The organism is Photobacterium sp. SP02, assembly GCF_038519165.1.
Lineage (GTDB): Bacteria > Pseudomonadota > Gammaproteobacteria > Enterobacterales > Vibrionaceae > Photobacterium > Photobacterium halotolerans.
Genome location: NZ_JASJOJ010000015.1, coordinates 69,215 through 87,481, shown reverse-complemented (window position 1 = coordinate 87,481; position 18,267 = coordinate 69,215). Strand labels below are relative to the sequence as shown.

The following is an 18,267-nucleotide window of genomic DNA, read 5'->3' as shown; positions in this document are numbered from 1 at the left end:
AGCGGAAGGCATTAAAGTGTTTGAAGATGATATCCGGCTTGCTGACCGTTATCTGATGGATGCATTGGCTGCATGGAATCAGGGGAAAAACTTCAGTGGTTATGTGTTGTATGTCTCCACTGGCGACGGTTGGTATGCCAGAGCCTCTAACCCCTTGTATAACATACCGGAGGATCCGGCTTGCGCGGTGTGCTGTGCGGCGCTGCCTTTGCCTTTGGAACAACCGGCTTTCGTTCTCATGGGCTATCCGGAATACCCTAATCTGATCCACCTGGAGGCAACCGAAGGGCAACTATGGGTTGGCGGTAAGGTGTATCGGTTTGAACCGAGCGGAGCAATCTGAATGCCTGAAGAGCAGGCTAACCACAAGGAGAAGCGAATGACTGCGATTCCTACACTGCATTTTATGTGCGGTAAAATGGCAGCGGGAAAATCCACATTAGCGGCACAGATTGCCAAAACCCATCAGGCCGTGTTGCTGATAGAAGATGAGTGGCTCAGCACCTTATACCCGCAAGAGGTTCGCAGTCTGGCTGATTACATCCAGTATTCAGAGCGGTTAAAGAAAACCTTACAGCCGCATGTTCAGGATTTGCTCGCCAAAGGGATATCGGTTGTGCTGGATTTCCCGGCCAATACTGTGTTGCAGCGTCAGTGGTTTACCGGTCTGATTGCCGCGACAGGTGTTGATCACTGCCTGCATTATGTCGATAAACCAGACGAGGTATGCAAAGCGCAGCTGAAAATTCGCAGTCAGGGTTTGCCTGCGGGCAGCCCGTTTACCACGGATGAAGCGTTTGATGCGATTACCCGTTTTTTTGAGCCGCCGCAAAGCAGCGAAGGCTTTATTATTCAGCAGTATAAGCAGGATACCTCCATATGAAACAGGCCATAGTGCATATTGCCCTGGTCGTCGATGACTACGATGAAGCGATCGACTTTTACGTCAATAAGCTTAAATTTGACTTGATCGAAGACAGCTATCAACCCGAACAGGATAAGCGCTGGGTGGTGGTGTCGCCACCGGGTTCCAACGGTGTCACTGTGCTGCTGGCGAGAGCGTCAAAACCTGAACAGCGCGATTTTATCGGCAATCAGGCCGGAGGCCGGGTATTTCTGTTTCTGAGCACAGACGATTTCTGGCGCGATTATGAGCGTATGGTGTCTGACGGCATCCGGTTTGTACGTCCGCCTCAGGAGCAGGACTACGGCACAGTCGCGGTGTTTGAAGACTTGTACGGCAACTTGTGGGATTTGCTGCAATTGCACCCGGATCATCCCATGGCGAGAAGAGGAAGAGCAGAATAATGCAAAGAGAAGTACATGATTGCGTGTCATTTTTGCTGATACGCGGTGAAGAGGTATTGCTTGAAAAGCGCAAGCTGAGCAAAGTGGTTGATCCTGGCCTGATGGCCATTCCCGGTGGGCATGTCGAAGCAGGAGAAAGCCTGGAGCAGGCGCTGCACCGTGAAGTTGCCGAAGAGCTGACGGTGACGCCGATTGCCTATTTTCCGCTGTGTACGCTGTATCATCCCACCACAGAGTTACAACGGCTGCATTACTATGTAGTGACAGACTGGACGGGTGAGCTGTCGGCACAGGAAGCTGAAGCGGTGATCTGGACATCTCTCCATGAACCGAACGCTGCTACCGTCGAGGCAGATAACATTGCGCTGGCGGAGTACAGACGTGTGATTTTACCTTTGTTGAAAGAACGGCGCTGATAGAACGGTGCAGAAAGCAGTGTGCAGAAAGAGCGGCAGTAAGCGTATTGATTGGATTTTGGCAGCAAGGGGAAGCGCATGGCAATCAGAGTGATGACGGCAGACGATGCTGAAGAGGTCGAGGCATTAGTGAAAAGTGCGTTTCTGGCAAGTGCGGCAAAGCAACTCGCCCCGGCCGGTATCCATACTTTCTTTAAAGTGGCCTCAAAAGAAGCGCTCTTGCTTCGCCTGCAGGAAGACAACCTGATGCTGGTGTATGAACAGCAGGGCAAAATTCTTGGTATGGCAGAACTCAAACAAGGGGCGCATCTGGCGATGTTATTTGTGCTGCCGGATTGGCAGGGAAAAGGCATTGCGACTCAGTTGCTGCAGGTTTTACTTCAACAGGTGCGTCATGCTGAGCTCACCGTGCGTGCTTCACTGAATTCCGTCTCATTTTATCAGGCGCAGGGATTTCAGAAAACGGGCGCGGCGGCAGAGCTGGCCGGCCTGCGATACCAGCCCATGTCACTGACAATGACCAGCACAGTTACAGCGCCGGCAGATCCGTCCGCTTCAGTGCTTTAGCAAACGTCACTATGGGCGAATCTGAGCGTTCATCCTTCCGAATCAGGGCTTGCCAGTTCAGGTAGAGCCCTTGCTCTGTAACTCGGACTGTCCGCAGCTCACCGCTTTTCAGGTACGGCTTTATCACCCAGCCTGGCATGATCGTAATCCCCATACCTGCTCTGACAAATTCCACGACCGCTTCGGTCACACCAGCCCTGATGACTTTCGGCGGCAACAGGTGATTCGGGCTGAACAGTTGTTCGTATTCGCGCCCGGGACCGGGTGTGGTGTGATAAGTAATGTAAGTATCGGCGGCGATTTCCTGTGGCGTCAGCCAGGCTTTGCCGGCATTCGGATGGTCTTTATGCATCACAGCGATCATTTCATCCCGAAACAGTTTCAGCACCCGGAAGCCTGTCTGGGTCACCGTGCCGGAGACAATCGAAATGTCTATCGTACCGTTGCGTAAAGCCGTAAACGGATCGAGAGAGACATCGGGAATGATTTCGACCGAATAGCTGGGAAAGTCCTGATTAAAGAGCTTAATAAAGGGCGGCAGCCAATGGTAACCGCCGTAGGCTTCATTACCCACCCGAATCACGTGCTCTATCCCCACCGACAGCTTGTCGATGTCATTTTCAGCCCTTTCCAGCTCACTGAGGACCACAGTGGCAGATAACAGCAGCCGTTTCCCTGCGCTGGTCGGAATGAGCTTCTTATGCTGGCGGTAAAACAGCTCGGTATTTAACAAGCGTTCTGCTTCACGAATGCGGTGGCTGAGCGCAGATTGCGTCAGGCCAATCTGACTGGCTGCTTCAGACACACTGCCTGCCTTTGCCACAGCCATTATCATTTGCAAGTGTCTTGTACTGATTTTTGTAGCCATGATGTATGAAAAAAGTTAATGAGTTTTGAATATTTTATGAAATTTACAGTTAAAAAGGCGTCTCGTAAACTAATAAATGAATGGTCAATAGCCTCTGACAGGCAAGGAAATAGTTGATGAACAAAATGGATAAAAATCAGACTGCGCCCACGCTGAAAGTGGACCTGGACAATGAAAAAGTGCATTGGGATCAGGACATGAGCTACGGGCAGTATCTCGCCCTGGGACCATTACTCTCCTGCCAGCACCCGGTTACCCAACAACACGACGAAATGTTATTTGTGGTCATTCATCAGGTGTCTGAACTATGGATGAAGCTTTGTCTGCACGAAGCCTATGGGGCGGTGGAGAATATTCGCCAGGACAAGCTGCGCCCGGCCTTTAAAATGATGAGCCGCATGGCACGCATTCAGTCTCAGATGCTGAATGCCTGGGAAGTGCTGGCCACCATGACGCCGGCCGATTATGCCAGCTTCCGCGATGAACTGGGTCAGAGCTCTGGCTTTCAGTCTTATCAGTACCGCGAACTGGAATTTCTGCTCGGTAACAAAAACGAGGCCATGATTCAGGCCCACCGCGCGCACCCGAAATATTACGATCACCTGAAATCTGTGCTTCATGCGCCCAGCATTTATGACATCACGCTGCAGCTGCTCAAAGCCCGCGGATTCGATGTGCCTCAGTCTCACCTCGACCGCGACTTCTCCCAGCCGTATCAGGCCAGCGAAGCCATTGAACGCATCTGGGCGGAAATCTACAACAACAGCAACGAATACTGGGATCTCTATGAGCTGGCCGAAAAGCTGGTCGACATGGAGTTCAATTTCCAGAAATGGCGTTTCAGCCACATGAAAACGGTTGAGCGCATCATTGGCTATCGTCGCGGCACGGGCGGCACCTCGGGGGTGAAATACCTCAACAAAGCATTGGAACTGCAATTTTTCCCGGAATTGTGGTCGGTGCGTACCTCTATTGAAGGACCGAAGCATGGCTAAAATCTGGGATATTTCGCAAACGCTGCGACAGGGTTTGCCGGTCTGGCCGGGCGATACGGCATTTTCTTCGCATTTCCACTGGGAAATGAGCGAGGAATGCCCGGTCAATGTCGGTCAGTTTTCTCTGTCGTGTCACTCAGGTACCCATGCCGATGCGCCTGTACATTACGATGCGCAGGGTAAAACCATGGAAGCGGTCAGCCTGGATTATTACATCGGCCCGTGTGTGGTGATTGATGCCACCCGGGCAGTCGGCTGGGTAAAACCGCAGGACATCATTGATCAGCTGCCGGATCAGGTCGAGCGGGTGATTTTCAAAACCTACCTGCAGTTTCCGCACCATGAGTGGCGGTCTGATTTTACGGCGGTAGCCTCAGAGACAATCGATTTACTCGCAGAGCGCGGTGCCTGCCTGATAGGTATCGACAGTCCGTCGCTGGATCCCCAGACCTCGAAAACCATGAGTGCGCATCAAGCTATTAAGCGTCATCGCATGGCGATATTAGAAGGCCTGGTATTGGATGACGTGCCAGCCGGAGCGTATGAGCTGATCGCCCCGCCGTTAAAACTGGATTCACTGGATGCTTCCCCCGTACGGGCACTGTTGCGCAGTGTTGCCTAGCCATCGGATAAATCAGGAGTAATTGAACATGCAAACACTGAACAGAGCCTATTTCGAAGCACTGGATCGCGACGATCCCCTGGCAGCGTATCGCGATCAGTTTGATTTGCCCGCCGGGCACATCTATCTCAACGGTAATTCCCTGGGAGTGTTACCCAAGGCGGCAAAAGAAAAAGCCCGGCAAGTGGTGGAAGAGCAGTGGGGTCAGGGCTTGATCCGTAGCTGGAACACCCACGATTGGATCCGCATACCGCATCGGGTGGGAGATAAAATCGCCGGTCTGATTGGAGCAGACGACGGCGAAGTGATCGTGGCGGACTCCACCTCTGTCAACCTGTTCAAGATGGCGGCGGCAGCGGTGAAGCTGAACGCAGGGCGCCGTAAGATACTGTCTGAACCGGGCAACTTCCCGACGGATCTTTATATCTTGCAAGGACTGGAACAGTTTCTGGACGGCAAAGTGAACCTGGTGACTGCGCATCGCGATAACATTCTGGATGCCATCGATGAAGACACAGCTGTCGTGGTACTGACTCATGTCCATTACAAGAGTGGTGCCATGTTTGATATGGCGGCCATTACAGCCCGCGCTCACGAAAAAGGCGCCTTGGTGATCTGGGATCTCAGCCACAGCACAGGTGCAGTGCCTGTGCAGTTAAATCAGGTGGGCGCCGACTTTGCCATTGGTTGCGGCTACAAATATCTCAATGGTGGTCCGGGCGCACCGGGTTTTCTGTTTGTTGCCAAGCGCCATCAGGCACAGTTGCAACAACCACTGAGCGGCTGGTTTGGCCACGCCAATCCCTTTGCGATGCGGGATGACTATGAAGCGGCACCGGGTATTGCGCGCACTTTGTGTGGCACCACGCCTGTTGTTGGTGCCAGCCTGCTGGAAGTGGGGGTGGATATCATGGCCTCGGCTGACATGCACCAGATCCGTGAAAAGTCTCTTCGCATGGGCCAGTTGTTTATTGAGCTGATTGAACAGCGCTGCAGTCAGTACAGCTTCGGGCTGGCATCGTCAAAAGATCCGGCGGTGCGGGGCAGTCAGGTTTCCCTGACCCACGAGCAGGGCTTCGCCATCATGCAGGCTTTGATTGCACGTAACATCATAGGTGATTTCCGTGCACCGGATATCCTTCGCTTTGGCTTCACGCCGCTGTACGTTCGCTATGTCGATCTCTGGGATTGTGTGGATGCGCTGGTCGATATCATGGCGAATGATCGCTGGGATCAGGCGGCATTCAAAAAGCTCACCGCAGTGACCTGATGTTCAGAACTGCAGAATCTGTCAGGCCACAACATTAAAAACAGTAAGACCTAAACCAGTAACACCAAAACCAATAACCTCAAACCCGTACACAAGAAGCACTGAACCTGTCTTGCCGGAGAGGGTAAACCGGCAGGACAACCTGCACTGATTCCAAATCTGTGCGGGGTTCAGAATGATAATTATAAAAGTAAAAGGACGAACTGAGATGCAAAAGAATGCGACCGCATCAATCAATACAGCGGCTAATGCAGGTGGCATGCCTGCGGCAGGCCGACTGAACTGGTCAACCCGAATGGCATTTATCCTGGCGGCGACCGGCTCGGCTGTCGGCTTGGGTAATATCTGGAAATTTCCCTATATCACTGGTGAAAACGGCGGCGGTGCTTTCGTGCTGCTGTACCTGTTCTGTATCGCGTTAATTGGTATCCCTTTGCTGATTGCCGAAGTCATGATTGGCCGCCGCGGGAAGCACAGTCCGCCGGATGCGATGCGGGCGCTGGCAAAGGAAGCCGGCGTCAGTCAACACTGGAGTCTGGTTGGCTGGGTGGGGGTGATCACCGGCTTTTTGTTGCTGAGCTTTTACCTTGTGGTCGCTGGCTGGGCGGTCTCTTATATCTTTACAGCGGGCACCGGCGCCTTTAACGGCGCTTCGGGTGATGAGATTGGCGCTATGTTTGGCGGGCTGGTCGGCGATCCGGTTGCCACAACCGTCTGGGGCAGTGTGGTCCTGCTGATCACCTCGGCAATAGTCATTAAAGGCGTGAAGCAAGGGCTGGAGCGCGCCGTCACGACTATGATGCCGGGACTGCTGGTGCTCTTGCTGGTCTTGGTGGGCTATGCCATGACAACCGGCCATTTTGCCGAAGGGGTAAATTTCATGTTTAACCCTGACTTCAGCAAACTGACCGGCACCAGTGTGCTGGTGGCGCTGGGCCATGCATTCTTCTCACTCAGCCTGGCCGGCGGCGGTATGATGACGTATGGTTCGTACCTGGGTAAAGATGTCTCGCTGGGTAAAACCGTACTGACTATCGGTGTGCTGGATACTCTGGTTGCCCTGATCGCCGGTCTGGCGATTTTTCCGATTGTTTTTGCCAACAATCTTGAGCCGGGTGCAGGGCCGGGCCTGATTTTTGTTACTTTGCCTATTGCTTTTGGTCAGATGCCAATGGGACAGGTCGTTGGTTTGCTGTTCTTCATTATGTTGTCGTTTGCGGCACTGACATCGGCCATCTCGCTGATGGAACCTGCTGTTTCGTTTCTGACCGAAAAGAAAGGCTATTCGCGCCTGAAAGCGGGCTCGATGACGGCCGCAGTCATCTGGGTGCTGAGCCTTGGCTCCGTGTTCTCATTCAATATCTGGCAGGATCATACCCTGTACGGAAAAACCTTCTTCGACGTACTGGATTATCTGACCAGCAGCTGGATCATGCCGCTGAGTGGTCTGGCCATGGCTGTGTTCACTGGCTGGGTCATGAAGAAAACCTCAACGAAGGAAGAGTTGCCACACGGAGTGACACACACACTGTGGCGGTTCCTGATTCGTTACATCACGCCAGTCGGCATTCTGGCTGTGTTTCTGAATGCCATCGGTGTGATGGGATAAAAGCTCCATTCCTGTCACGTGGCGATAAAGCCGGCGCAGCATATGCCCGGCTTTTTTTGCTTCTGGTCGTTATACCTGACGGACAGCCTCTGATTGCCTATAGTTGATGGGGAGCAGGCTGATCCGTTCAGGAGTCCGGATGAAAATCAGAAAATTCAGAGTTGGCTGGGTGGTTTTCAGTCTCAGTGCTGCAGCTGTACTGGTATATCACCAGGTTAAAGCAGCACAGCCATCGTTTGATTGTACCGGCGTGGCAGATGGCAGTATTGAGGCGATGATTTGTCAGGACCAAGAATTAGCGGCGTTAGATACCAAGCTGTCTGAGGTCTACAAGCAGGCCGCTGACAAAGCGACTAATGAGCATCCCCCCACCTTGAAAGCAGAGCAGAGAGGCTGGGTGAAAGGCCGTAATGAATGCTGGAAAGCCGATGATAAAAAGTCATGTGTTGAGTCTGAATATCAGCGGCGTATTGCTGAGTTGCAGGCCAGGTATGGCTTAATTGAGGCAACAGCAAGCGTCACCTATCTGTGTACGGATCAACCGGGCAGTGAAGTGATTGCGACTTACTATCCGACGGAACCGCCAACCCTGATTGCCGAACGTGGTGACAGTGTCTCGTTGATGTATCAGCAGGAAAGCGCCAGCGGTACTAAATATGTCGGACGCAATGAAAGCCTGTGGGAGCATCAGGGCGAAGCAACCGTCATCTGGGGATACGGTGCGCCAGAGCTGAACTGCAAAGTGAAGCCCTAGCGCGATGAAGCCGTAGCGTAATAAAGCTGTAGCCTGATAAAACATGAGCGTGATAAAACATGCTTCCCGCAGTCAATATCGGGTTCACGTTTACAAAATGATGTACACCATAAAAGCGCCGAACAGCGCTGCAAATATACCTGCGAACCGTCCCTGGATGTCGTTCAGATCAACGGCCCAGCTGATGAGCTTTTTAAAGTTTCCCCTGCCAAGAATTAACAGAAAAATCGCCGCAATAATGGATATCCAGCCGATGGCGGCAACCACAAAGGGTATATCGGTATTATCTGCATATTCTATTAACAGATAGCCGATGAGCAGGCGCACGGCAACCGCCACAAAATGCAGCCAGAGCTGTTTTTTGTGTCTGTCGATAAAGTCCAGAATCAGCCTGGGCTCAGCGGCAATGACCAAACCTAAAAACGCAACAGCTACGCCTATCAGGCCAATCAGCAATCTCATATCCGCTCTCCTGTCATGGGAGAAAAGTCAGCAAGGGTCTATGGCCTTTCCGGCCCAGAGACAAGGTTTTACAGCCTTGACGGGTGGCTGTCCGGATCCCCCTCGATATGAGGTTTATCATCATGTGATACACCGTGCTCTTCCGGTCCTTCCTGATCCCAGGAACCCTCTTCGGTCCATGGGTCGTCATCCGGCAATTCTTCGATATAGATTTCTTTGTCCTCATAATCGGGTTGATAGCGAAGATCAAAGTGCGCTGCGCGAATAATGGAAATGCACAACAGCAAAGCGATGATAAGCAAAGGGACGCCCCCGATCACACTGGCTGTTTGCAGGGTATCCAACCCGCCGATGAACATCAGGGTAATGGGCATGACAGACAGGGCAAATGCCCAGAACAGACGGTTCCAGCGCGCCGGCTCTTCATCTATCTCTTTTTGCACCACGGCAGCCAGAATATAGGAAATCGAATCAAAGGTGGTGGCGGTGAAGATCACCGCCAGTATGGTAAAGGCGAGGACCACCAGTTTACTGAGGGCCAGGGTGTGCAGCATGGCGAAAATTGCAGTAGTGGCGCCCTGATTGTTCAGTATGGAAATAACATCTAACTGCCCGGAAAGTTGCAGATAAATACCGTAATTACCCATGATCATGAAAAACAGGAAACAGCCCAGGGTGCCGAAAAAAATCGAGCCGACAACCATGGCTTTGATGGTTCGCCCCTTGGATATACGGGCGATAAACAGCCCCACACTGGGCGCGAATACCAGCCACCAGGCCCAGTAGAATATGGTCCAGTCCTGAGGGAAGTGGGTATCCGGGAACTGCTGAAACTGGGCAAATGGCTCTGTCCAGGTCGCCATTTCGAACAGGTTGCCGATCATTCGGCCCAGTGAATCCAGCCCGGTGTTCAGCATGAAGAGGGTCGGCCCGGTAATAAAAATGAACAGCAAGATGCCGACGGCCAGCCACATGTTGATGTTAGAGAGTAACTGGATGCCTTTTTTCAGACCGGCATAAGCGCTGTAACCGAAAATGGCAGTACAGACAATTAACACGCCAATGCGGGTATAGAGGTTATTGGGCACACCGAGAAGTTCATGGGCGCCCTGGTTAATCAAAGGAGCGGCAAGGCCGAGAGTGGTTGCCCCGCCTCCCAGCATACCGAAGATGAAGAACACATCGATGAGCTTACCCAGCCATCCGCGCGCCCGCTCTTCACCCAGTACCGGCATTAAGGCTTCACTGATTTTCAGGACGCTGTGGTTACGAACATAGTAGAAATAGGCAATCGGCAGCGCAGGAATCAGATAAATAGACCAGGCCAGCGGCCCCCAGTGGAAAATGCCGTAGGTGACTGCCCATTTGGCGGCTTCGTGCGTACCGCCGGGAATGTCGAAAGGCGGGGTCTGATAATAGTAAGCCCATTCAATCATTGACCAGTAAAGAATCGACGCGCCAATACCAGAGCAAAACAGCATCGCAGCCCAGGAGAAGGTCGAAAATTCCGGGTTTTCCTCAGGGGTGCCCAGCTTGATCTGGCCGATATCACTGAAGGTGATGTACACCATAAAAAGAAACGCCCCCAGGCCGAGAATCAGGTAGAGCACGCCAAGCTGATCGGTCACAAAATCTTTGGCGCTCAGTACCCAGGCTGCACCGGCTTCGGGGAAGAAGACTAAAGGTAAGGTCACAGCCAATAGCAGAAACAGGGAACCGAAAAAGGTGGGTTTATCTATGATGTCATTAAATTTGGTGGACGACATCGCGGCCTCCGCACAAAAATGGGTGTGTGATTCGTCCGTGAGCTGGGTTGTATATGAGTCGTATTGTTCATTCTTAGAACATAACGTCCGGAAAACCAATGCCGATCCATAGTGCCGATTACGAGCTTAGTATAGTCAAGCTGTCAAACCGCGTTGATTCAAAGCCGATTCTCGCTGGCTGTGCTTAGCCGTGAGCGACTGGATATAGTGATAGCAATATTTTGGTATCGTTTACACATTCCGTTTGAATTCCCGCGCATTTCTTCTGTCCGCTCGATCAGTCCTCGCTGGGCTCACCTTAGGCTGTCATGATGTTTCTGCACATTTTGTGAGGCTCATCTGGGTGGTTTTTGTTACAAAAATGGAGTGAAAAGGGCAGCTGTGGTCCGTTTTAACCCTTTATAATTCTCTGTGTTCGATGCTTTACTTATTTAAGTTACTGATTTTAAATGCTTTGATTTTATTACTGTCCATGTGTCCTGCTAATCGTCCCATTATGCTGTTTTGATACCTGTCAGAGAGGTTTGTTACATAACGGAGGTTTTATCTGAGTTGAGGAAACGTTTACATTTTTGCTGTTGATCACTTTTTATTAACCTTTGTCAGGTTAGACTCGCCGCTGTTAGGTCGGATAAGCGAAGTGAATCGCATGGCCTCAACCCTACACCCAGTCGTATACCAATAATGAATACAGGACGAGTTTGATGAAAAAATTAACCTTGCTAGCAACCCTTTGCGCGGGCGTTACACTCGCTTCATCAGCTACAGCAGGCACCACAGTCGGCGTGACTGTGTATAAATATGACGACAACTTTATGTCGGTTGTGCGCCAGGCGATTGAAAAAGAAGCCAATCAGGACGGTGATACCCGCGTCATGATGAATGACTCACAAAACAGTCAGTCAATGCAGAACGATCAGATCGACATCATGCTGGCAAGGGGCGTTCAGGCGCTAGCGATTAATCTGGTTGACCCGGCGGCAGCACCGGTTGTGATCAGTAAAGCGAAAATGGATGATGTGCCGGTTGTGTTCTACAACAAAGAACCGAGTGCCGCCGTTCTGGCAAGCTATGACAAAGCGTATTATGTTGGCACAGATTCAAAAGAGTCGGGCGTCATTCAGGGCAACCTGATTGCTAAGCAATGGAAAGCGCATCCGGAATGGGACCTGAACAAAGACGGCAAGCTGCAGTTTGTGATGCTGAAAGGCGAACCGGGCCATCCTGATGCAGAAGCCCGTACTACTTATTCGGTGAAGACCATCAACGACAACGGTATCGAAACCCAGCAACTGCACATGGATACAGGTATGTGGGATACCGCGATGGCCAAAGACAAAATGGACGCCTGGATATCGGGTCCGAACGGCAACAAGATTGAAGTTGTGATTGCAAATAATGACGGTATGGCGATGGGCGCCGTGGAATCGCTTAAAGCCGTAGGTAAAAGCCAGCTCCCTGTATTTGGTGTCGACGCACTGGATGAAGCACTGAGTATGATCAAAAAAGGTGAACTGGCCGGTACGGTACTCAATGATGCCCAGAACCAGGCCAAAGCGACGTTTGAACTGGCACGTAACCTTGCCAACGGCCGTTCGGCAACGGAAGGCACCCACTGGAAAGTGGTGAACAAAGTGGTTCGCGTTCCTTACGTCGGTGTTGATGCCAGCACCTTGAAATAACCACGCCTTGTTCCATCCAGGCCTGGAGGGGCATGCTACCGCCTCTCCGGGCTTCCAGCCGCACATTGGTAAGACTGTATGACAATACAAAATGATGAATTCCTGCTGGAGATGTCAGGGATCAGCAAGGAATTTCCCGGCGTAAAAGCCCTGGATAATGTCAATCTCAACGTCCGCCCTCATTCTATTCATGCCTTAATGGGGGAGAACGGGGCCGGGAAATCGACCTTATTGAAGTGCCTGTTTGGTATTTACGAGAAAGATGAAGGTGAGATTGTCTTTCTGGGTAAACCGGTCAATTTCCAGTCATCGAAAGAAGCGCTGGAATCTGGCGTTTCTATGGTTCATCAGGAATTAAACCAGGTCCTGCAACGCACAGTGATGGATAATATCTGGTTAGGCAGGTACCCCAAAAAAGGACTGTTTGTTGACCAGAATAAAATGTATGAAGAAACCAAGCGTGTTTTTGAAGAATTAGATATTGATATCGATCCGAAAGTAAAAGTCTCGACACTTTCCGTCTCTCAAATGCAAATGGTCGAGATTGCCAAAGCGTTTTCATATAATGCCAAAATCGTGATTATGGATGAACCGACTTCTTCTCTGACTGAAAAAGAAGTAAACCATCTGTTTACGATTATTAATAAGCTGAAAAACAAAGGCTGCGGCATTATTTATATTTCACACAAAATGGAAGAGATCTTTTCGATTTGTGACGAAATTACGATATTGCGAGACGGACAATGGATTGATACCCGACCGCTGGAAGGCCTGAACATGGATGACATCATCAGCATGATGGTCGGCCGTGAACTGACGCAGCGCTTTCCTGAAAAAGATAACACACCGAAAGAACCCATTCTGGCAGTGAAAAACCTCACAGCACTGAATCAGCCTTCGATCAAAGACGTCAGTTTTGAGTTACGCAAAGGCGAAGTGCTTGGCATAGCTGGTCTTGTGGGGTCTAAGCGGACAGATGTGGTTGAAACCTTGTTTGGTATTCGTGAGCGCAGTGACGGCGAAATCCTGCTGCACGGCAGGTCTGTGGCTAACCGTGACGCGCATGAAGCCATTAAAAACGGCTTTGCCCTGGTGACAGAAGAGCGTCGCTCAACCGGGATATACGCTAACCTCGATATCCGATTTAATGCTTTGATTGCCAACCTGGACGATTATAAGCAAAGCACAGGTTTACTCAGCAATAAAAAAATGTCGAGTGATACTCAGTGGGTCATTGACTCGATGCGGGTAAAAACGCCTTCACATAAAACCACCATAGGTTCTTTATCAGGGGGCAATCAGCAAAAAGTCATTATCGGGCGCTGGTTATTAACCGGACCTGAAATACTGATGCTGGATGAACCCACTCGCGGCATTGATGTTGGCGCCAAATTTGAAATTTATCAGCTGATATTAGAACTGGCGAAAAAAGATAAAGGCATCATTATTATTTCGTCTGAAATGCCTGAGTTGCTAGGAATAACAGATCGTATTCTGGTGATGAGTAATGGTCGTGCCGCAGGTATTGTCGAGACCAGAAATACGACACAAAGTGAAATTCTCAGCCTTGCTTCCCGCTATCTGTAAGGGTTATTAACATGGAAACATTAAAAAAATTAAGCATGATGCGCTACCTTAAAGCCGGCGGTATTTATGCAGTGCTTTTTATTCTGCTCGCTATCATAGTGATTCAGGAACCGTCTTTTTTAAGTTTGAGAAACTTAAGTAATATTCTTACCCAGTCGTCCGTTCGTATCATCATTGCACTGGGTGTGGCTGGCCTGATTATTACTCAGGGCACAGACTTGTCAGCCGGCCGCCAGGTGGGACTGGCAGCGGTGCTGTCTGCGACTTTGCTGCAGGCATCAGATAACGTCAACAAAGTTTTCCCGGATCTGGGTCAGATCCCTATCGTTGCTGTCATTATTGCGGTTTGTGCCGTCGGCGCCCTGATAGGTTTGGTGAACGGCTTCATCGTGGCCTATATGCGGGTAACGCCGTTTATTGCCACGCTGGGTACTATGATCATCGTATACGGGGTTAACTCGCTGTATTTTGACTCAGTGGGAGCCTCGCCAATCGCCGGTTTTGACCCGCGCTTCTCAGAGTTTGCACAGGGATTCATCAGGCTGGGCAGCTTCAGGCTCTCTTACCTGACCTTCTACGCCATTATTGCCATTGGCCTGGTGTGGGTGCTGTGGAACAAGACGGTGTTCGGCAAGAATATTTTCGCCATTGGCGGCAACCCGGAAGCGGCGAAAGTCTCGGGTGTGAATGTGCCGGTAACGCTGCTGAAGATTTACGCGCTGTCTGGTGTGTTTTACGCCTTCGGCGGCATGCTGGAAGCGGGGCGTATCGGCTCTGCAACCAACAACCTGGGCTTCATGTATGAGCTGGATGCCATCGCGGCCTGTGTGGTTGGCGGAGTGTCCTTCGCCGGTGGCGTCGGCAGTGTGATCGGTGTGGTAACCGGGGTGCTGATTTTTACCATCATCAATTACGGTATGACCTATATTGGTGTCAGCCCTTACTGGCAGTACATCATTAAAGGCGGCATCATCATCTTTGCGGTCGCCCTCGACTCAATGAAGTACGCCAACAAGAAATAAGCGAACCCTATGCAGACAGCTCATCAGTCTTTTTATCCTGGTGTCGCTGTCTGCGTGCATTGTTAACGAATCGGAAAATGCCGAGGACACTCCATGCTGTCTTTTTCTGAGATTCTGGCGCGCCGCGACTGGGAAAACCCGCATTCGGTTCAGAGAAACCGTATCCAGGCGCACAGCCCATTATTCAGCTATGCGTCTGAAACCGACGCTTTGCACCAAGGCGACAGTAATCGCCGCTATCTCAATGGTGACTGGGCGTTTTGCCTGTACGATAAACCCGAGTCAGTCCCTGCTGATTTTCCCGGCTCCGCTTTCGATCAGTCTGGCTGGACGACGATTCCTGTGCCGTCCAACTGGCAGCTGGAAGGGCATGACAGACCCATCTACACCAATATCAAATACCCTTTTGCGCTGAATCCACCTTTTGTCCCGTCAGATAATCCGACGGGCTGTTATCGTCGTCAGTTTCACATTAATGATGTCCAGTTATCCCAGCGTACCCGGATTGTTTTTGATGGGGTCAATTCCGCTTTCCATCTGTGGTGTAACGGCCATTGGGTCGGTTACTCCCAGGACAGTCGATTACCTGCCGAATTTGATCTGAACCCGTACCTGCAGCAAGGCGATAATCTCCTTGCGGTCATGGTGATGCGCTGGAGTGACGGCAGTTATCTGGAAGATCAGGATATGTGGTGGCTGAGCGGGATCTTTCGCGATGTTTACCTGCTGACCAAACCGGCACTGGCTATTGAAGATGTTTTCATTACACCGACTCTGGATGCCTGTTACCGGGACGGCCGGCTGGATATCGTCACCCGGCTGTCGAAACCGGGGGACTATCAGTTGGCGGCGCAGCTGTTTTACTGTGGTGAACCCGTTACTGAAAGTCTTTTAGCCAGGCCCAACGACCGCGTGATCGATGAAAAAGGTAGCTGGAACGACAGGGTCTACCATCAGCTAAGTGTGGCAGCGCCACAGCCGTGGAGTGCGGAATCACCGCATCTGTACCGCTGTGTGCTCACGTTGCTGGATGCCGGCGGGCAGGTACTGGATGTTGAAGCTTATCATGTCGGATTCCGGCAGGTTGAAATCCGGCACGGACAACTTTGCCTGAACGGTCAACCCTTGCTGATCCGCGGAGTGAACCGTCATGAGCACCATCCGGAACGCGGACATGCCGTGACCGAGGCTGACATGATTGAAGATATCCGCCTGCTCAAACAGGCCAATTTCAATGCGGTCCGCACGGCGCACTATCCCAATCACCCTCGCTGGTATGAATTGTGCGACGAATACGGACTGTACGTGTGCGATGAAGCCAATATCGAAACGCACGGCATGTTTCCTATGGGGCGGCTGGCGAATGACACTGACTGGCAGTCTGCACTGATGGCGCGCTATACGGGCATGGTTGAGCGGGACAAAAATCACCCTTGCATTATTGTGTGGTCCCTGGGCAATGAGTCCGGATACGGCAGCAGCCATAGTGCTATGTATGCCTGGTCAAAAGACAGGGATCCCTCTCGTCCGGTTCAGTATGAAGGGGGCGGGGCTGATACGGCCGCGACAGATATTATTTGTCCTATGTACGCCAGGGTCGATGAGGATCAGCCGTTCGAGGCCGTACCCAAATGGGCGATAAAAAAATGGCTGTCGTTACCGGGTGAGCAACGCCCGTTAATCCTGTGTGAATATGCACATGCCATGGGAAACAGCCTCGGAGGCTTCGCCGATTACTGGCAGGCGTTCCGTCAGTACCCGCGTCTTCAGGGCGGTTTTGTCTGGGACTGGGTTGATCAGGGTATCAGCCAGTTTGATGACAATGACCGTCATTTCTGGGCATATGGCGGCGATTTCGGTGATCAGCCCAATGATCGTCAGTTCTGTATCAATGGGCTGATGTTTCCGGACCGGACACCGCATCCGGCTTATTATGAAGCCAGACACTGCCAGCAGTATATTCAGGTACAGCTCACTGACACAGAACACAGCGAGCGTGGCATTCGCTGTCAGGTGTCAATCACCAGCGAATGGCTGTTTCGTGCCACAGACAACGAAACCTGTTTGTGGACGCTGAAAGAAGACGGAAAGCCTGTGGCAAGCCAGAAGCAGGCTTTGCTGCTGGGGCCGGGTGAGACGGCCGCTTACGGGGTGTATTTTGACTACAGTTGTCAGGCTGGCAAGCTGTATCACCTCGATCTGGATCTGGTGCTGACACAAGATTGCCGCTGGGCGGAATCAGGGACAGTCATAGCGACCGAGCAGTTCTGTGTGGCCAATCCGCTTGCGCAGTTACCCGCGATCCCTGCCGAACGCTCACTCGGCACATTCCGATCGGTTCTCCAGTCTGACAACGCCATTTCAGTCTCCGGACAGGACTTCAGCCTGAACTGGGATCGCCGGACAGGTTTGCTCACCCACTGGTTAGCAAAGGGCAGGGCAAAACTATCCGCACCGATGACAGACAACTTTTTCCGCGCCCCGCTAGACAACGATATTGGTACCAGCGAAGCCGATAACATTGATCCCCGGGCCTATGTCAGCCGCTGGGCCAGCGTAGGGATTGGCCACTGGGAAAGGCGATGTGTTCGCTGCGAGGCCAGCCAGGTATTTCCCCTTAACAGCCAGACCCCCGCGACCATCAAAGTCGAATCGGATTTTGAATACTTTTACGGCGAAAAGCGGGTGGCCGTGACGCACTGGCAATACACCCTGGATACCGAAGGCAAGATGTCGGTTGATATTCATGTCAAACCGGCGCCGCATTTGCCCCCGTTACCCCGGGTGGGCATGGCATTCACTCTGGATGGTTTTATTGTTGAGCAGACCGGTCTGACTGCCGGCATTGTCTGGCAAGGTCTGGGGCCGTTTGAAAATTATCCGGACAGATCTGAAGCGGCGCGCTTTGGCGAATATGAGGCTGGAATCGACGATCTGCATACGCCTTATATCTTTCCGTCAGAAAATGGTCTGCGCTGTCAGACGCGTATGTTGTCGGTAGGAGAGTTAGTCATCCGTGGCGATTTTCACTTCAGCATCAGCCGTTATCCGGCTCATATGCTGGCTCATGCTAAGCATGATCACCAGCTCAGAGCCGATGGTCAGTGGTATGTACAGCTTGATCATCAGCACATGGGCGTGGGGGGCGACGACTCCTGGAGCCCGAGTGTGAAGGCGGATTATCTGCTCACACAGCCAGAATACCGCTACCAGCTTCGTTTTTCTTCTCAGGGAGAACAGTCCTGATAGGGGAACTTTTTGATAGACGTTTACATAGAGTTCATTTCGGTTATTACACGTCTTTCTAAGCTTTAATCTGAACATGAACTGTGATTTGTA

17 protein-coding genes are annotated in these 18,267 nt (G+C 51.6%); 14 read left to right on the top strand and 3 right to left on the bottom strand.

The genetic code is table 11. The features are described 5' to 3' along the window. The 5 genes from P0Y67_RS09110 to P0Y67_RS09090 all read left to right on the top strand — a co-directional run. Window positions 1-343 (top strand): hypothetical protein (locus tag P0Y67_RS09110; protein WP_342391632.1); only part of this gene is annotated, 343 nt, incomplete at its 5' end. Window positions 344-379: 36 nt separating this feature from the next. Next, on the top strand, window positions 380-883 hold the full coding sequence (locus P0Y67_RS09105) for an AAA family ATPase (protein ID WP_342391631.1): 504 nt from the start codon (window positions 380-382) through the stop codon (window positions 881-883). Next, complete coding sequence (locus tag P0Y67_RS09100) at window positions 880-1,308, top strand: VOC family protein (RefSeq protein WP_342391630.1); 429 nt, start codon at window positions 880-882, stop codon at window positions 1,306-1,308. The genes P0Y67_RS09105 and P0Y67_RS09100 overlap by 4 nt, the downstream gene beginning before the upstream one ends. Next, complete coding sequence (locus tag P0Y67_RS09095; RefSeq protein ID WP_342391629.1) at window positions 1,308-1,724, top strand: NUDIX hydrolase; 417 nt, start codon at window positions 1,308-1,310, stop codon at window positions 1,722-1,724. The genes P0Y67_RS09100 and P0Y67_RS09095 overlap by 1 nt, the downstream gene beginning before the upstream one ends. A gap of 78 nt (window positions 1,725-1,802) precedes the next feature. Further along, window positions 1,803-2,291, top strand: coding sequence for a GNAT family N-acetyltransferase (locus P0Y67_RS09090; RefSeq protein ID WP_342391628.1), 489 nt, complete (start codon window positions 1,803-1,805; stop codon window positions 2,289-2,291). On the opposite strand, the gene P0Y67_RS09085 is transcribed toward P0Y67_RS09090, so the two are convergent. After that, window positions 2,254-3,126 (bottom strand): LysR family transcriptional regulator, encoded by an 873-nt coding sequence (locus tag P0Y67_RS09085; RefSeq protein WP_342391627.1) that lies wholly within the window; start codon window positions 3,124-3,126, stop codon window positions 2,254-2,256. The genes P0Y67_RS09090 and P0Y67_RS09085 overlap by 38 nt on opposite strands. Before the next feature lie 149 nt (window positions 3,127-3,275). Here P0Y67_RS09085 and kynA point away from each other — a divergent pair, with 149 nt between their 5' ends. The 5 genes from kynA to P0Y67_RS09060 all read left to right on the top strand — a co-directional run bounded on the left by kynA (window position 3,276) and on the right by P0Y67_RS09060 (window position 8,409). Next, the gene (gene kynA, locus P0Y67_RS09080; protein ID WP_046221323.1) at window positions 3,276-4,154 is read left to right on the top strand and encodes a tryptophan 2,3-dioxygenase; all 879 of its coding nucleotides are present in this window, start codon (window positions 3,276-3,278) and stop codon (window positions 4,152-4,154) included. Next, entirely contained in the window at window positions 4,147-4,776 is a 630-nt protein-coding gene (gene kynB / locus P0Y67_RS09075) for an arylformamidase (RefSeq protein ID WP_342391625.1), read from the top strand. Before kynA ends, kynB begins: the two co-directional genes overlap by 8 nt. 28 nt (window positions 4,777-4,804) lie before the next feature. Further along, on the top strand, window positions 4,805-6,046 hold the full coding sequence (gene kynU / locus P0Y67_RS09070) for a kynureninase (protein WP_342391624.1): 1,242 nt from the start codon (window positions 4,805-4,807) through the stop codon (window positions 6,044-6,046). Between the two features lie 208 nt (window positions 6,047-6,254). Next, window positions 6,255-7,655 (top strand): sodium-dependent transporter, encoded by a 1,401-nt coding sequence (locus P0Y67_RS09065; protein WP_342391622.1) that lies wholly within the window; start codon window positions 6,255-6,257, stop codon window positions 7,653-7,655. Window positions 7,656-7,794: 139 nt separating this feature from the next. Further along, entirely contained in the window at window positions 7,795-8,409 is a 615-nt protein-coding gene (locus tag P0Y67_RS09060) for an MliC family protein (protein WP_342391621.1), read from the top strand. A 90-nt stretch (window positions 8,410-8,499) separates the two neighbouring features. Here the strand turns inward: P0Y67_RS09060 and P0Y67_RS09055 are convergent, their stop codons facing one another. Next, a complete protein-coding gene (locus tag P0Y67_RS09055) occupies window positions 8,500-8,871 on the bottom strand; it encodes a hypothetical protein (RefSeq protein ID WP_237795187.1) in 372 nt (123 codons plus the stop codon). A 68-nt stretch (window positions 8,872-8,939) separates the two neighbouring features. After that, on the bottom strand, window positions 8,940-10,637 hold the full coding sequence (locus P0Y67_RS09050; RefSeq protein ID WP_342391620.1) for a BCCT family transporter: 1,698 nt from the start codon (window positions 10,635-10,637) through the stop codon (window positions 8,940-8,942). Window positions 10,638-11,341: 704 nt separating this feature from the next. Here P0Y67_RS09050 and mglB point away from each other — a divergent pair. From mglB to P0Y67_RS09030, 4 genes are all read left to right on the top strand, one after another. Beyond that, window positions 11,342-12,319 (top strand): galactose/glucose ABC transporter substrate-binding protein MglB, encoded by a 978-nt coding sequence (mglB, locus tag P0Y67_RS09045; RefSeq protein WP_027252070.1) that lies wholly within the window; start codon window positions 11,342-11,344, stop codon window positions 12,317-12,319. 78 nt (window positions 12,320-12,397) lie between these two features. After that, entirely contained in the window at window positions 12,398-13,906 is a 1,509-nt protein-coding gene (mglA, locus tag P0Y67_RS09040; RefSeq protein WP_342391619.1) for a galactose/methyl galactoside ABC transporter ATP-binding protein MglA, read from the top strand. 11 nt (window positions 13,907-13,917) lie between these two features. Then, on the top strand, window positions 13,918-14,928 hold the full coding sequence (gene mglC / locus P0Y67_RS09035; protein ID WP_027252072.1) for a galactose/methyl galactoside ABC transporter permease MglC: 1,011 nt from the start codon (window positions 13,918-13,920) through the stop codon (window positions 14,926-14,928). A gap of 93 nt (window positions 14,929-15,021) precedes the next feature. Further along, on the top strand, window positions 15,022-18,174 hold the full coding sequence (locus tag P0Y67_RS09030) for a beta-galactosidase (protein WP_342391618.1): 3,153 nt from the start codon (window positions 15,022-15,024) through the stop codon (window positions 18,172-18,174). Window positions 18,175-18,267 lie beyond the last annotated feature (93 nt).

Excerpts from the sequence above, each read along its gene's own strand:
- P0Y67_RS09030 (WP_342391618.1), top strand. The coding sequence starts at position 15,022 with ATGCTGTCTTTTTCTGAGATTCTGGCGCGCCGCGACTGGGAAAACCCG.
- mglC (WP_027252072.1), top strand. The coding sequence starts at position 13,918 with ATGGAAACATTAAAAAAATTAAGCATGATGCGCTACCTTAAAGCCGGC.
- P0Y67_RS09065 (WP_342391622.1), top strand. The coding sequence starts at position 6,255 with ATGCAAAAGAATGCGACCGCATCAATCAATACAGCGGCTAATGCAGGT.
- P0Y67_RS09100 (WP_342391630.1), top strand. The coding sequence starts at position 880 with ATGAAACAGGCCATAGTGCATATTGCCCTGGTCGTCGATGACTACGAT.
- mglA (WP_342391619.1), top strand. The coding sequence starts at position 12,398 with ATGACAATACAAAATGATGAATTCCTGCTGGAGATGTCAGGGATCAGC.
- P0Y67_RS09050 (WP_342391620.1), bottom strand. The coding sequence starts at position 10,637 with ATGTCGTCCACCAAATTTAATGACATCATAGATAAACCCACCTTTTTC.
- kynA (WP_046221323.1), top strand. The coding sequence starts at position 3,276 with ATGAACAAAATGGATAAAAATCAGACTGCGCCCACGCTGAAAGTGGAC.
- P0Y67_RS09085 (WP_342391627.1), bottom strand. The coding sequence starts at position 3,126 with ATGATAATGGCTGTGGCAAAGGCAGGCAGTGTGTCTGAAGCAGCCAGT.
- P0Y67_RS09105 (WP_342391631.1), top strand. The coding sequence starts at position 380 with ATGACTGCGATTCCTACACTGCATTTTATGTGCGGTAAAATGGCAGCG.
- P0Y67_RS09055 (WP_237795187.1), bottom strand. The coding sequence starts at position 8,871 with ATGAGATTGCTGATTGGCCTGATAGGCGTAGCTGTTGCGTTTTTAGGT.
- kynU (WP_342391624.1), top strand. The coding sequence starts at position 4,805 with ATGCAAACACTGAACAGAGCCTATTTCGAAGCACTGGATCGCGACGAT.
- kynB (WP_342391625.1), top strand. The coding sequence starts at position 4,147 with ATGGCTAAAATCTGGGATATTTCGCAAACGCTGCGACAGGGTTTGCCG.
- P0Y67_RS09095 (WP_342391629.1), top strand. The coding sequence starts at position 1,308 with ATGCAAAGAGAAGTACATGATTGCGTGTCATTTTTGCTGATACGCGGT.
- P0Y67_RS09060 (WP_342391621.1), top strand. The coding sequence starts at position 7,795 with ATGAAAATCAGAAAATTCAGAGTTGGCTGGGTGGTTTTCAGTCTCAGT.
- mglB (WP_027252070.1), top strand. The coding sequence starts at position 11,342 with ATGAAAAAATTAACCTTGCTAGCAACCCTTTGCGCGGGCGTTACACTC.
- P0Y67_RS09090 (WP_342391628.1), top strand. The coding sequence starts at position 1,803 with ATGGCAATCAGAGTGATGACGGCAGACGATGCTGAAGAGGTCGAGGCA.